The 12,300-nt window shown below is 70.4% G+C and carries 16 protein-coding genes; 10 read left to right on the top strand and 6 right to left on the bottom strand.

Annotated elements, in window-relative coordinates; all coding sequences use genetic code 11:
• Window positions 1-41 precede the first annotated feature (41 nt).
• Both OG841_RS21830 and OG841_RS21825 read left to right on the top strand, forming a co-directional pair.
• Window positions 42-1,850 carry a bifunctional metallophosphatase/5'-nucleotidase gene (locus OG841_RS21830; RefSeq protein ID WP_328639966.1) on the top strand — a complete coding sequence of 603 codons (1,809 nt, stop codon included), beginning with the start codon at window positions 42-44 and terminating at the stop codon, window positions 1,848-1,850.
• A gap of 124 nt (window positions 1,851-1,974) precedes the next feature.
• The gene (locus OG841_RS21825) at window positions 1,975-2,850 is read left to right on the top strand and encodes a sigma-70 family RNA polymerase sigma factor (protein ID WP_328639967.1); all 876 of its coding nucleotides are present in this window, start codon (window positions 1,975-1,977) and stop codon (window positions 2,848-2,850) included.
• 1 nt (window position 2,851) lies between these two features.
• Here the strand turns inward: OG841_RS21825 and OG841_RS21820 are convergent, their stop codons facing one another.
• Both OG841_RS21820 and OG841_RS21815 read right to left on the bottom strand, forming a co-directional pair.
• The gene (locus tag OG841_RS21820) at window positions 2,852-3,139 is read right to left on the bottom strand and encodes an SCO4225 family membrane protein (protein ID WP_328643601.1); all 288 of its coding nucleotides are present in this window, start codon (window positions 3,137-3,139) and stop codon (window positions 2,852-2,854) included.
• Between the two features lie 103 nt (window positions 3,140-3,242).
• The gene (locus OG841_RS21815; protein WP_328639968.1) at window positions 3,243-4,103 is read right to left on the bottom strand and encodes an NAD(P)H-binding protein; all 861 of its coding nucleotides are present in this window, start codon (window positions 4,101-4,103) and stop codon (window positions 3,243-3,245) included.
• Window positions 4,104-4,285: 182 nt separating this feature from the next.
• Between OG841_RS21815 and OG841_RS21810 the strand changes: the two genes are divergently transcribed.
• Entirely contained in the window at window positions 4,286-4,579 is a 294-nt protein-coding gene (locus tag OG841_RS21810; RefSeq protein ID WP_069764521.1) for a DUF3303 family protein, read from the top strand.
• A gap of 3 nt (window positions 4,580-4,582) precedes the next feature.
• On the opposite strand, the gene OG841_RS21805 is transcribed toward OG841_RS21810, so the two are convergent.
• The 3 genes from OG841_RS21805 to OG841_RS21795 form a co-directional block, all read right to left on the bottom strand.
• Window positions 4,583-5,233 (bottom strand): hypothetical protein, encoded by a 651-nt coding sequence (locus OG841_RS21805; RefSeq protein ID WP_328639969.1) that lies wholly within the window; start codon window positions 5,231-5,233, stop codon window positions 4,583-4,585.
• Window positions 5,234-5,363: 130 nt separating this feature from the next.
• Entirely contained in the window at window positions 5,364-6,065 is a 702-nt protein-coding gene (locus OG841_RS21800) for a GntR family transcriptional regulator (RefSeq protein ID WP_328639970.1), read from the bottom strand.
• 91 nt (window positions 6,066-6,156) lie between these two features.
• Entirely contained in the window at window positions 6,157-7,512 is a 1,356-nt protein-coding gene (locus tag OG841_RS21795; protein ID WP_328639971.1) for an aspartate aminotransferase family protein, read from the bottom strand.
• A 168-nt stretch (window positions 7,513-7,680) separates the two neighbouring features.
• On the opposite strand from OG841_RS21795, the gene OG841_RS21790 reads away from it, so the two are divergent.
• Genes OG841_RS21790 through OG841_RS21780 form a run of 3 tightly spaced genes read left to right on the top strand, consistent with a single transcriptional unit; the run spans window position 7,681 to window position 9,052 of the window.
• Complete coding sequence (locus tag OG841_RS21790) at window positions 7,681-8,289, top strand: type 1 glutamine amidotransferase family protein (protein ID WP_365121652.1); 609 nt, start codon at window positions 7,681-7,683, stop codon at window positions 8,287-8,289.
• Complete coding sequence (locus tag OG841_RS21785; protein WP_365121655.1) at window positions 8,286-8,744, top strand: MarR family winged helix-turn-helix transcriptional regulator; 459 nt, start codon at window positions 8,286-8,288, stop codon at window positions 8,742-8,744. The genes OG841_RS21790 and OG841_RS21785 overlap by 4 nt, the downstream gene beginning before the upstream one ends.
• Window positions 8,745-8,791: 47 nt before the next feature.
• Window positions 8,792-9,052, top strand: coding sequence for a hypothetical protein (locus OG841_RS21780; RefSeq protein WP_371566582.1), 261 nt, complete (start codon window positions 8,792-8,794; stop codon window positions 9,050-9,052).
• Between the two features lie 34 nt (window positions 9,053-9,086).
• On the opposite strand, the gene OG841_RS21775 is transcribed toward OG841_RS21780, so the two are convergent.
• On the bottom strand, window positions 9,087-9,812 hold the full coding sequence (locus OG841_RS21775; protein WP_328639975.1) for an SLATT domain-containing protein: 726 nt from the start codon (window positions 9,810-9,812) through the stop codon (window positions 9,087-9,089).
• A 240-nt stretch (window positions 9,813-10,052) separates the two neighbouring features.
• Here OG841_RS21775 and OG841_RS21770 point away from each other — a divergent pair, with 240 nt between their 5' ends.
• The 4 genes from OG841_RS21770 (at window position 10,053) to OG841_RS21755 (ending at window position 12,285) form a co-directional block, all read left to right on the top strand.
• On the top strand, window positions 10,053-10,397 hold the full coding sequence (locus OG841_RS21770; protein WP_069764530.1) for a YbaB/EbfC family nucleoid-associated protein: 345 nt from the start codon (window positions 10,053-10,055) through the stop codon (window positions 10,395-10,397).
• A gap of 97 nt (window positions 10,398-10,494) precedes the next feature.
• A complete protein-coding gene (gene recR / locus OG841_RS21765) occupies window positions 10,495-11,094 on the top strand; it encodes a recombination mediator RecR (protein ID WP_020124031.1) in 600 nt (199 codons plus the stop codon).
• Window positions 11,087-11,746: a DUF5063 domain-containing protein gene (locus OG841_RS21760; protein ID WP_328639976.1), complete on the top strand. Its 660-nt coding sequence runs from the start codon at window positions 11,087-11,089 to the stop codon at window positions 11,744-11,746. Before recR ends, OG841_RS21760 begins: the two co-directional genes overlap by 8 nt.
• Before the next feature lie 122 nt (window positions 11,747-11,868).
• Window positions 11,869-12,285, top strand: a complete 417-nt coding sequence (locus tag OG841_RS21755; RefSeq protein ID WP_371566580.1) for an SsgA family sporulation/cell division regulator — start codon at window positions 11,869-11,871, stop codon at window positions 12,283-12,285.
• Window positions 12,286-12,300 lie beyond the last annotated feature (15 nt).

Below are 12,300 nucleotides of genomic sequence, written 5' to 3'. Positions count from 1 at the left end.
AGTTCCGTCTCTCCTCCCTCCCCCTTTCCAGGAGCCCTTCCATGCCCGTCAGTCCCCTGAACCGTCGAGCGTTCGTGAAGAAGTCGGCCGTCACCGGTGCGGCCGTGGCCGTCGCGGGGACGGCGGGAGCTCCCGCCGCCCAGGCCGCCGAGCAGAAGCCGGCGAAGAAGAACCGCACCTGGTCCTTCTCCGTCCTCGGCACCACCGACCTGCACAGCCACGTCTTCGACTGGGACTACTACCTGGACAAGGCCTACTCCGACACCAAGGGCAACTCCGTCGGTGTCGCCCGGGTCGCCACCCTCATCAAGCAGCAGCGCGCCGCCAAGGGCGAGGAGCACGTCCTGCTCGTCGACGCCGGCGACATCATCCAGGGCACCTCCCTGGCGTACTACTTCGCGCGCGTGCAGCCCATCACCGACAAGGGTGCGCCGAAGCACCCGATGGCCGTCGCCATGAATTACATGCGCTACGACGCCGCCGCCCTCGGCAACCACGAGTTCAACTACGGCATCGAGGTGCTCAGGAAGTTCGAGAGCCAGTGCCGCTTCCCGCTCCTTGCCGCCAACGCCCTGGACGCGAAGACGCTGAAGCCCGCCTTCCAGCCGTACACCGTGAAGCGGATCTGTGTGCCGGGCGCCCCCGACATCAAGGTCGGCATCCTCGGCCTCACCAACCCCGGAATCGCCCTGTGGGACAAGGACAACGTCAGCGGGAAGATGGTCTTCCCGGGCCTGGTCGAGCAGGCGAAGAAGTACGTGCCCCGGCTGCGCGCGCTCGGCTGTGACGTCGTCTTCCTGACCGACCACTCGGGGCTCGACGGTTCCTCGTCGTACGGCGACGAGCTGCCGTACGTCGAGAACGCCTCGAACCTCGTCGCCCAGCAGGTCCCCGGCATCGACGCGATCCTCGTCGGCCACACCCACGTCGAGGTGCCGTCGTACACCGTGAAGAACGAGGAGACCGGCGAGGACGTGCTGCTGTCCGAGCCGTACTGCTGGGGCTACCGGCTCAGCGTCTTCGACTTCGAGCTGGAGCTCGTGCGCAGGCAGTGGAAGGTGACCAAGAAGACCGCCCAGACCCTGAACCCCCACACGGTCGACGAGGACCCGGAGATCAAGAAGCTCCTGGAGGCCGACCACGAGCTGGTCGTGAAGTACGTCAACACGCCCGTCGGCACCTGCACCGAGGACCTCTCCGCGGCGGACTCCTGCTGGAAGGACGTCCCGATCATGGACTTCATCCACCAGGTCCAGATGGACACCGTCAAGGCGGGCCTGTCGGCCTCCGACGCGGCCCTCCCGCTGATCTCGGTCGCCGCGCCCTTCTCCCGCACCGCCGACATCCCCGCGGGTAGCGTCACCATCAAGGACATCGCCGGGCTCTACATCTACGACAACACCCTCTACGGCAAGAAGCTCACCGGCGCCCAGCTCAAGGACTACCTGGAGTACGCGGCGAAGTACTACCACCAGGTGCCGGCGGGCACGGCCGTGGACACCTCGACGCTGACCAACGCCAACAGCTTCTGGGACTACATGTACGACACCGCCGCGGGTGTCTCGTACGACATCGACATCGCGCAGGCGGAGGGCTCGCGGATCAAGAACCTGGCCTACAACGGGACTCCGGTCACCGACGACCAGGTCTTCGTCGTCGCCGTCAACAACTACCGCGCCAACGGCGGCTCCGGTTACCCGCACATCGCCGCCGCGGACATCGCCTACAGCTCCACCAACGAGATCCGCCAGCTGATGATCGACTACGTGACCTCGAAGGCCACGCTGGACCCGAAGGACTTCGCGGTCACCAACTGGAAGCTGACGCAGGGCGGCACGCCCGTGTTCTGACGGGACTCCGGCCGGCGGGCCGGAGTCCCCTGTCCCACCGGTCTGTTCAGCGGCCGGTCGGTCGACCCAGTGCTCTAGGGTGCGTCCAGGGTGTTCAGGGGGAACCGGGGGAGGGGTCGGCGTCATGCCCGAACGGGACTGGATGGCCGCGCAGTTCGAGGAGCACCGGCCCCGGCTGCGGGCCGTCGCGCACCGCATGCTGGGCTCGCTCGGCGAGGCCGACGACGCCCTCCAGGATGCCTGGCTGCGTATCGACCGCGCGGACACCTCCGGCGTGGAGAACCCGGGCGGGTGGCTGACCACGGTCGTCGCCCGGGTCTGCCTCAACCTGCTGCGGGCGCGGGAGGCCCGCCGCGAGGAGGAACTGGCGGCCGACCGGATCCCGGCCGCGGCGGCGCGTGCCGTCGACCCCGAGGAGGAGGTGCTCCTCGCCGACTCGGTGGGCCTCGCCCTGCTGATCGTCCTCGACACGCTCGCGCCCGCCGAACGGCTCGCGTTCGTGCTGCACGACATGTTCCAGGTGCCGTTCGACGAGATCGCCCCGATGATCGACAAGACCCCGGCGACCACCCGGCAGTTGGCCAGCCGGGCCCGTCGCCGGGTCAAGGGCGCCCCCGCGCCCACCGCGGACGCCTCACGGCGGCACCGGGTCGTGCACGCCTACCTCGCCGCCACCCGCGGCGGCGACTTCGACGCCCTGCTCGCCCTGCTCCACCCGGACGTGGTGCTGCATGCCGACCGGGCCGTGGTGCCGACCCCCGAGCCCGTTCTCGTCCGGGGTGCCCGCCCGGTCGCCGAGGGCGCGATGGCCTCCCTGGGCCGGGCCCGGTCCGCCGCCCTCGTCCTCGTCGACGGCGAGGTCGGGATGGCGATGCTGGAGGAGGGCCGGCTGCGCGTGCTGCTCCGGTTCGCCTTCGACGGCGACCTCATCCGGGAGATCGACGTCGTGGCGGAGCAGGAGCAGCTGCGGAAGGCCCAAGTGGCGGTCACGGAAGGGTAGTTCAGGCGGTGGGGCGCAGGCGGCGGCTGGTGAAGCTCTGGTACGCCGCCCCGAGCACCGCCGCGTTCACCACGGCCCCGACGGCGATCCCGGCCCACGCCAGTGCGCCCGGCAGCATCACGAACAGCAGTGAGGCCGGTGCCGTGACCAGGAACGCCCAGACCCCGGCGAGGCTCGCGTCGGCGTGCTCGACGAACAGCGCGTCCACACCGACCCAGCCGACGACTGCGGCCACGACGAGCAGGTAGCCGAGAGCGAGCGGGTTGAGGAAGTAGCGCGAGCCGTTCATGTGGACCCCCAGGTAATCGGTCGGTGCGTCGGTGATCCCCACGATGCCCGTCCCCCGCGACCACCGCCTGAGTCGCGGTACTCAACCTCCTCGCGGGATGTACCTAGGGCCTCGGGAACTCCTCCGCGTGCGCCCGCGCCCACTGGGCGAACGTCCGCGCCGGGCGGCCCAGCACCTTCTCGACCGTCGGCAGCACCCCCGAGCCCCGGTCGCCGTCCAGGGTGCGCCGCATGATGGCGTCGACGACCTCGGGAGGGAAGCCGTAGCCGGCCATGCCGGCGCGGGCGGCGTCGGTGGGGACGGGGCGGACGCGCAGATCGCGGCCCAGGACCTCACCGAGGAGGGCCAGCTCCTCCGTAGGGGTGAGGGACTGCGGGCCGCTCAACTCATGCACGGCACCTGCGTGTTCGCCGGTGCTGAGGGCCTGTGCCGCGATCTCCGCCAGGTCCGCCGGGTCGATGCTCGCCGCCGGGCGGTCCGCGAAAGGGATCGCCACCTCGCCACCGGTCCCCAGCTGCCCGGCCCACTGAAGGGCGTTGGACATGAAACGGCCCGGGCGCAGCAGGGTCCAGGCGAAACCGCGGGCCGGGTCGGTCACCGCCGCCTCCGCCGTGCGCTGCCAGCGGGCGATCGGGTCGTCGCCCGTCCCGCCGTCCAGCGTGGACAGCTTCACGACCCGCCGTACTCCCGCCCGTTCGGCCGCCGTGGCGAGCGCGAGGTCATGGGTGGGCTCAGGAGCCGTACCCACCGCCTGTGCCGACATCAGGAAGGCCCCGTCCACCCCCGCGAAGGCCGCGGCAAGGCTCTTGGGGTCCGCCGCGTCGCCGTACACCGCCTCGACGCCGGCGGGGAACCGGGCCTTCGCCGGCCGCCGGGTCATCGCGCGCACCGGCTCCCCGGCCGCTGCGAGCCGCCGTACCAACTCGCTTCCCACATGGCCCGTCGCTCCGGTCACCAGGATCATCGCCGTCTCCCCTCATGGATGACTCGTGGACGACCCCAGCCTGCGCGCGGAGGCGGCGGCCGTCGTCGCACCGGGGGAGGGCCGCTGGCTGCTCCCGTGGGAGTAGCCAGGCAGAAATGCCGCATACAGGCATATTCTTGGATTGTGCATTTCTGCGTGTCGATCTGGAGAAGGTGAGTGCGATGCGCGTACTGCTCAAGGTGTCCATGGACACGGAGAAGGCGAACGAGGCCATCAGCCACGGAACCCTGTCGAAGCTGATCGAGGCGTCGATGGAACAGATCAAGCCCGAGGCGACGTACTTCACCGCCGAGAACGGTCAGCGCACCGCCTACATGGTCTTCGACATGCAGGACAGCTCACTGATGCCGGTGATCAGTGAGCCGTTCTTCCAGAACCTGGGTGCCAAGGTCACGTACACCCCGGTGATGAACTACGAGGATGTGCAGAAGGGGCTGTCCCAGCTGGGGCGCTGACCCTCAGCTGAAGATGATCATCGAGCCCTGGGCGAGACTCCGGGTCGCCGCCGCGTGCAGCCCCAGCCAGACATGACGTTCACGGGCGAAGGGGCTGGGGTCGTACGGCGCGGGGACGGCCGGCTCCTCCAGCTCCGTGGGGGCGCGCGGCGGCTCGGGGGGTGCCGGGGGGTTGGCCGGGTCGATGCCGATCACCGGGGCCACGAAGTCCAGCTCCCGCAGCAGGGTCTGCGAGGAGCCCAACGGGCCGCCGCCCGCGAGGAGTTCCTCGCTCGCCAGCGGGTGCGGGAAGTCGACGGGGACGTACGCGCCCGCGTGGTCGTAGTGCCAGACCAGATGGGACTGCTGGGCCGTCGCCTCGAACATCTCCAGCAACTGCTCGTAGTCACCGCCGAGTTCGTCGACCGGAGTGACCGGGAGCCCGCAGACCTGGAGCAGATAGGCGCGGCGCAGGAAGTGCAGGGCGTCGTAGTCGAACCCGGCCACCGGGGCGACCTCGCCGGACAGGCCCGGCATGTACTGGTACACCGGCACCGGCGGCAACCCGGCCTCGGCGAGCACCTTGTTGTATTGCGCGAGTTCCTCGGCGAACGGGTTGTCCGGGGTGTGGCACAACACGTCGACGAGCGGGACCAGCCACAGGTCACAGGCCAAAAGACAGCTCCTCGGATACTCGCGGTGCGCGGATGTCTTCACACGGTGGTCAGGGAAGGGTAGTCGCTGAAGGGTCGGGTCGGGGCCCCTCGTGCAGGTTGTGCTGGTCCCTTACCCGTGCCGGAAGCGCTCAGTCGGCGGTGAGGCCCTCGATGAGGGTCAGATAGTGGCCGTTGTAGGCGGTGAGGAGCTTGCGGGCGGTCGCGGTGTCCCGCTGGTACAGGGCGTCGGCCACCTCGGGGTGCCCGGACCACAGGCTGCCGCGCAGATCGGTGAGCCGGCGCAGGTGCTGGACCGTGCACACCCAGGTCTGGACGCGCAGCCGGTGCAGGAAGTCGGCGAGATAGGGGTTGCCGAACAGGACGCTCAGCTCGCGCCAGAAGCGCAGGTCGTAGCCGATCAGTACGGTCAGGTCGCCCGCGACGGCGGCCCGCTGGGCCTCCTCGCCGCGCCGCCGTACGCCCGCCACGGCCGCGGCGGTGCGGGGCTCGTCGAGCTCCTGGAAGATGCGGTGGCCGGCGTCGAGCGCCTGGAACATGCCGTCCGTGACCAGGCTGCGGGCCTCGATCATGCCGCGGAAGTCGTCGAGGGAGTACTCGTGGACATGGAAGCCGCGGTGCTGGTCGGCCTCCAGGAGCCCCTGCGCCGACAGATCGACGAGGGCCTCGCGCACCGGGGTGGCGGAGACGCCGTACTGCTCGGCGATCTCCTTCACCGTGAACTCCTGCCCCGGCTGGAGCCGCCCGGCCAGTACCTCGTCCCGCAGCGCGTCCGCGATCTGCTGCCGCAGCGTACTGCGGGTGACGGCACCGTTGCTGCTGCTGCCGGGCATCGTCGGGCGCCTCCCTCGCGCAGGTGCAGATGGCGTGCTCGTACATATGTCTACGAGCACGCCACCTTACGCGTTCGAAGGCGGGGAGTGCTTACTCCGTGTACTCGTCCGCCACGGAGAGCGCGCTGTCCAGCGCGGCCAGTCCCTCCTTCAGCTCCGCCTCGCTGACGTTGCAGGGCGGCACCACATGCGTCCGGTTCATGTTCACGAAGGGCCAGATGCCCTGCTTCTTCGCGGCGGCCCCGAACGCGGCCATCGGGGCGTTCGCCTCGCCCGCCGCGTTGTAGGGCACGAGCGGCTCGCGGGTCTCCTTGTTCTTCACGAGCTCCAGCGCCCAGAACATGCCGACACCGCGCACCTCGCCGACGCTCGGGTGCCGCTCGGCGAGTTCCCGGAGCGCGGGCTCCAGGACGGCCGTACCGAGGTGCTTGGCGTTGTCGACGACGCCCTCCTCCGCCATGACGTTGATCGTCGCGACGGCGGCGGCGCAGGCGAGGGGGTGCCCGGAGTAGGTGAGGCCGCCGGGGTAGGGCCGCTTGCCGAAGGTCTCCGCGACGGCGCCGGAGATGGCGACCCCGCCGAGCGGCACGTATCCGCTGTTGACGCCCTTGGCGAAGGTCATCAGGTCGGGGGTGACGTCGAACAGGTCGGCGGCGAACCACTCACCGGTGCGTCCGAACCCGGCCATGACCTCGTCCAGGATGAAGACGATCCCGTACGTGTCGCAGATCTCGCGGACACCGGCCAGGTAGCCGGGCGGCGGGACCATGATCCCCGCGGTGCCGGGGATGGTCTCCAGGATGATCGCGGCGACGGTGGCCGGACCCTCGAAGGCGATGGTCGTCTCCAGGTGCTCCAGTGCCCGCGCGGTCTCCTGCTCCTCCGTCTCGGCGTAGAAGCGGGACCGGTAGAGGAAGGGCGCCCAGAAGTGCACGACCCCGGCGGAGGCGCTGTCGGAGGCCCAGCGCCGCGGATCCCCGGTGAGGTTGACGGCCTGCTGGGTGCCGCCGTGGTACGACCGGTAGGCGGACAGGACCTTGGCCCGCCCGGTGTGCAGCCGCGCCATCCGGACGGCGTGCTCGACGGCGTCGGCACCGCCGTTGGTGAAGAAGATCTTGTCCAGGTCCCCGGGCGTCCGCTCGGCGATCAGCCGGGCCGCCTCCGACCGCGCCTCGATCGCGAAGGCGGGCGCGAACGTCGTCAGCGTGGCCGCCTGCTCCTGTATCGCGGCGACGACCTTCGGATGCTGGTAGCCGATGTTGGTGTAGACGAGCCCGCTGGTGAAGTCGAGATAGCGGTTCCCGTCGTAGTCCCAGAAGTACGACCCCTCCGCACCGGCGACGGCGAGCGGGTCGATGAGCTCCTGCGCGGACCAGGAGTGGAACACATGAGCGCGGTCCGCGGCCTTCACGGCGGCGCCGACCTCGGGGTGTGGCTGAGGGGTCATGCGAGTGAGCGTAAATGTCCGCGATGCGGAAGCGGTATGGGCGTCCTGTCTGTGGACGGCGGCTTTCCACGACAGGTTGTCCAGCCCGATTATTGACAGTTTGCTGTCGAAGTGACAGCATGTTGTCATCTGGGCGGAACGCAAGCCCCCGGAGCCGAGGAGGCAGTCATGAGCCGCAAGCCCGTGCATCTCGCCGTGTACGACGCCTACGCCGACTGGGAGACGGGGCACGCCACGGCCTATCTCGCCCGCGCCGGGCACGAGATCCGGACCGCCGGACCCTCGCGCGAGCCGGTGACCTCCATCGGGGGCCTGCGGGTGCAGCCCGCGTGCGCCCTGGACGACGTACGGCCGTCCGAGAGCTCCCTGCTGATCCTGCCGGGCGCCGATCTCTGGGACGCCGGCGACGACCTGGCCCCCTTCGCCCGCAAGGCGCGGGAGTTCCTCGACGCCGGGGTTCCCGTCGCCGCGATCTGCGGGGCCACCGTGGGGCTCGCGCGCGAGGGGCTGCTGGACGACCGGGAGCACACCAGTGCCGTGTCCTTCTATCTGGCGGCCACGGGGTACGGCGGCGGCGAGCGGTACGTCGACGCGGACGCCGTGACCGACCGCGGGCTGATCACCGCCGGGCCCACCGAGCCGGTGGCGTTCGCCCGGGAGATCTTCCGGTTGCTCGGGGTCTACGACGGCGAGGTGCTGGACGCCTGGTACCGGCTGTTCCACGACTCCGACGCCGAGGCGTACGCCGTGCTGGAGAAGGCGCAGGCGTCCGGGTGAGCCGGGAGCGGCAGGACCTGCTCAGCCGCAGCGCGCTCGGGGTGTTCCGGCTCAACGGTCAATTCCTCACCGTCGCCGAGGAGTTGGCCGGGCCGTCCGGTCTCACCGCCGCCTGGTGGCAGGTGCTCGGCGCGGTGCTCGGTCAGCCGCTGCCGGTCGCCGGGATCGCCCGGGAGATGGGCATCACCCGGCAGAGCGTGCAGCGGATCGCCGATCTGCTGGTGGAGCGGGGGCTGGCCGAGTACCGGCCCAACCCCGCCCACCGGCGCGCCAAGCTTCTCGCTCCGACGGAGGAGGGGCTGGCCGCCGTGCGGCGGATCGGGCCGGGCCACGCGGCCTTCGCCGACCGGCTCGCGGAGGCCTTCGGGGAGTCCGAACTCGCCGAGGCCGTAGGGATGGTGGAGCGGCTGTCCAAGGTGCTCGAACAGATCTCGACGGGGGACGGACGGACGTAGACACTGGTTCTGTCGGGCAGGTGTGCGGTCTCGGGGGAGGGCCTGCGATGGAGGAGCCGGAGGAACACGCCTCGGCCGAACCGGAACACCACCACTCGCGGGAACGCCATGCGCCCCGCACGTACCTGCCCCCCTACGCGCCGGAGCCGGAGGAGGAAGCGGGGCACCGCAGTCGTTCCGTCACGGCCGCCCTCGTCGCCGTCGCGCTGGTGGTCGCCGTGGGTGCCGGCGGCACGGTCTACGCCGTCCTGGGCGACGGCCCCCGCGAGGCACCGACGACCGCCCCCTCGACGCCTGCCTCGCCCTGAAACACCCTTCCGTGAACAGCCCGGCCGGGCTGACTCACCTGGGCTCCGGAGGGCGCTGCCGGGGCATGTTCGGGCGGGCGGGCGGACCCGGGGGCAGGGGAAACCGGCCCTGGGCGGCACACGGGTCCTGCCGGCCCCCGGACGTCACCGCCCCCTGGATCCCCATAGGAGTCGACCCGTTCCGGAACTCCACGATCCAGTCGGCGGTCTCCACCCGGATCAGCTCCGTCACGTCCTCCGAGAAGCGGCGCAGAACCCCCAGGCAGCGCTCGGTCGCCTCAGCCGCCGTGCCCTCCGTCGGCCCGAGCACCTCCCGCACACTCTCCGAGGCCCAGTCGAACTGCAACGCCAGGAGACGGCGCTGGACGGCCTGGGCGGTGGCCACGTCCCTTATCCAGCCGGAGGTCACCCCGAAGTACCGGTCGACGGCTACGCAGGCCACCGCGAACAGCAGTCCGAGATAACCCCAGGCCGCGACCCCGGCCCCCGCCACCCCCGTCAGATCCAGCAGCGGCAGCACGGCCCCGGTCACCGCCCCCGCCGCGGCCCCGCCCCGCAGGGTCCGCGCGCCCCGTCGCTTCCACACCCGGTCCGCGAGATACCAGGCCGCCGTCTCCAGCGCCCCGTGCTCCACCCACCGGTACAGCTCGTCCAGCCGCACGGCGGGCTCGCCCCAGTCCCCGAGCGGAAACGTCCGCCCGGCCAGATCGGCCCGCCCCTCCTGGGGCAGGCCCTCGGGCTGCATCTCCGGCTGACCCACCCGGCGCTCCCTACTGATCGGTCACCCTGCGTGACGCCTGATGCTGATGTGCCGGACCCTTCCTACCGCCCAATGGGTGGCGAAGGGGGTTCTTTGGTGGCTTTTCCGCTCGGAAGAGGGCCTTGATCAGGTATAGGCCTCTACGCAAACTCACTCGAAAGAGTGCTGGGGCGACGGCCACGTGGAACACGTAGGCTCGTCACAGACGGAAGACCAAGGCGAAAAGCACAGGAGCTGATCGTGATCCCCGGTGGTGGCCAGCCCAACATGCAGCAGCTGCTCCAGCAGGCCCAGAAGATGCAGCAGGACCTGGCGAACGCGCAGGAGGAACTCGGCAGGACCGAGGTCGACGGCCAGGCGGGCGGTGGTCTGGTGAAAGCCACCGTCACCGGCGCCGGAGAACTGCGCGCGCTGAAGATCGACCCGAAGGCGGTGGACCCCGAGGACACCGAGACCCTCGCCGACCTGATCGTGGCGGCGGTCCAGGCGGCCAACGAGAACGCCCAGACCCTCCAGCAGCAGAAGCTCGGCCCGCTCGCCCAGGGCCTCGGCGGCGGCAGCGGTATCCCCGGGCTGCCTTTCTAGGCGAGAGGCCCGTCTTTCACCGTGCCCGTCTTTCTTTGGCGGGCATCGGCCAACTAGCGTACGTACTGCAAGGAACCCCAGGAAGGACGGCAGTCCGTTGTACGAAGGCGTGGTTCAGGACCTCATCGACGAACTGGGGCGGCTGCCCGGCGTCGGTCCCAAGAGCGCCCAGCGGATCGCCTTCCACATCCTCCAGGCGGAGCCGACGGACGTACGGCGCCTCGCGCAGTGCCTGATGGAGGTCAAGGCCAAGGTCCGCTTCTGCGCGACCTGCGGCAATGTGGCCCAGGAGGAGCTGTGCAACATCTGCCGCGACACCCGCCGCGACCTCTCCGTCATCTGTGTGGTGGAGGAGCCGAAGGACGTGGTCGCCATCGAGCGCACCCGTGAGTTCCGTGGCAAGTACCACGTCCTGGGCGGCGCGATCAGCCCGATCGAGGGTGTCGGTCCGGACGACCTGCGGATACGAGAACTTCTCGCGCGGTTGGCCGACGGGACGGTCACGGAGCTGATCCTGGCCACCGACCCGAACCTGGAGGGCGAGGCCACGGCGACGTACCTCGCCCGCATGATCAAGCCCATGGGCCTCAAGGTCACCCGCCTGGCCAGCGGCCTCCCGGTGGGTGGCGACCTGGAATACGCGGACGAGGTGACCCTCGGCCGCGCCTTCGAGGGGAGACGACTCCTAGATGTCTGACGCCACACTGCACGAGACTGCCCAGGACCCCGACGACTTCGCGGTCCAGATCGCCGACCAGGTCGAGAGCTTCCTGGTGGCCGTCAGGGAGGTGGCCAAGGGCGACGAACCCGACTCGGCCGTCCCCTTCCTGCTCCTGGAGGTCTCCCAGCTCATGCTGGCCGGCGGCCGCCTGGGCGCCCACGAGGACATCGTCCCCGACGAGCGCTACGAGCCCGACACGGGTCCGGACGCCGACGTGGACGAACTCCGCGAGAACCTGGCCCGGTTGCTGGAGCCGATCGACGTCTACTCCGAGGTCTTCGACCCCTACGAGCCCCGCAAGGCCCCGGTCCCGGCCCGGATCTCCGACGACCTGACCGACGTCATCACCGACCTGCGCCACGGCATGGCCCACTACCGCGCGGGCCGCACCTCGGAGGCGCTGTGGTGGTGGCAGTTCTCGTACTTCTCCAACTGGGGCTCCACGGCGTCGGCGACGCTGCGCGCGCTCCAGTCCGTCGTGGCCCATGTCCGCCTGAACCAGCCCCTGGAGGAACTGGACGGCCTCGACACCGACCAGGCGATCGGCGACGAGACGCTGGAGTTCGAGGCGGGCAAGGTGATGGTGGAGGAGATCGCGGGTCCGCTGGGGCTGCGATCCCCGAAGTAGCGTCTCTGTGACGCGGGTCATACGAGAAGGCTTCTGAAACGGCGTAATGAGCGGGCACCCGGGGTGGTCTCACTGCACAACGGCCACCCCCGGCCCGTGCCCCCGCCCACTTGGAGCCCCTCGTGCCCGTCACCCTTCAGCAACCCACAGGCGCCCGCCTGATCACGGCCACGGACCAGGAACTCGCGATCCCCGCGACCCTGCGCTACACCTCCGCCGACCCGGCGGCCGCGCACATCGACTTCCCGGCGCACGTCACGGTCGACGGCGAGGCCGCCACGTGGACCTTCGCGAGAGTGCTGCTGGGCGAGGGACTGCGGGCCCCGGCGGGCCCCGGCAACGTCCGTGTCCGCCCGGCCGGTCCGTCCCACACGTACGTCGAGTTCCACGCCTCGCAGGGCATGGCCGTCCTCAGATTCGCCACATCGGACCTGACACGCTTCCTGGCCCGCACGTACACGATCTGCGCCGCGGACGAGGAGACCGCGAGCACGGAACCGGACCACGGGCTGGTGGCGCTGCACGGCGGTCGGGTGTGATCGGCGTCGGCTGCG

It is taken from the genome of Streptomyces canus (assembly GCF_041435015.1).
GTDB lineage: Bacteria > Actinomycetota > Actinomycetes > Streptomycetales > Streptomycetaceae > Streptomyces > Streptomyces canus_G.
The sequence above is the reverse complement of the archived record's forward strand: the minus strand, read 5'-3'. Positions and strand labels throughout refer to the sequence as shown.

Coding starts and splice junctions, on each gene's coding strand:
- OG841_RS21810 (WP_069764521.1), top strand. CDS start 4,286: ATGCGCGTACTGCTCAAGGTGTCCATGGACACGGAGAAGGCGAACGAG.
- OG841_RS21815 (WP_328639968.1), bottom strand. CDS start 4,103: ATGATCCTGGTGACCGGAGCGACGGGCCATGTGGGAAGCGAGTTGGTA.
- OG841_RS21780 (WP_371566582.1), top strand. CDS start 8,792: ATGGAGGAGCCGGAGGAACACGCCTCGGCCGAACCGGAACACCACCAC.
- OG841_RS21800 (WP_328639970.1), bottom strand. CDS start 6,065: ATGCCCGGCAGCAGCAGCAACGGTGCCGTCACCCGCAGTACGCTGCGG.
- OG841_RS21795 (WP_328639971.1), bottom strand. CDS start 7,512: ATGACCCCTCAGCCACACCCCGAGGTCGGCGCCGCCGTGAAGGCCGCG.
- OG841_RS21820 (WP_328643601.1), bottom strand. CDS start 3,139: ATGAACGGCTCGCGCTACTTCCTCAACCCGCTCGCTCTCGGCTACCTG.
- OG841_RS21825 (WP_328639967.1), top strand. CDS start 1,975: ATGCCCGAACGGGACTGGATGGCCGCGCAGTTCGAGGAGCACCGGCCC.
- OG841_RS21760 (WP_328639976.1), top strand. CDS start 11,087: ATGTCTGACGCCACACTGCACGAGACTGCCCAGGACCCCGACGACTTC.
- OG841_RS21830 (WP_328639966.1), top strand. CDS start 42: ATGCCCGTCAGTCCCCTGAACCGTCGAGCGTTCGTGAAGAAGTCGGCC.
- OG841_RS21790 (WP_365121652.1), top strand. CDS start 7,681: ATGAGCCGCAAGCCCGTGCATCTCGCCGTGTACGACGCCTACGCCGAC.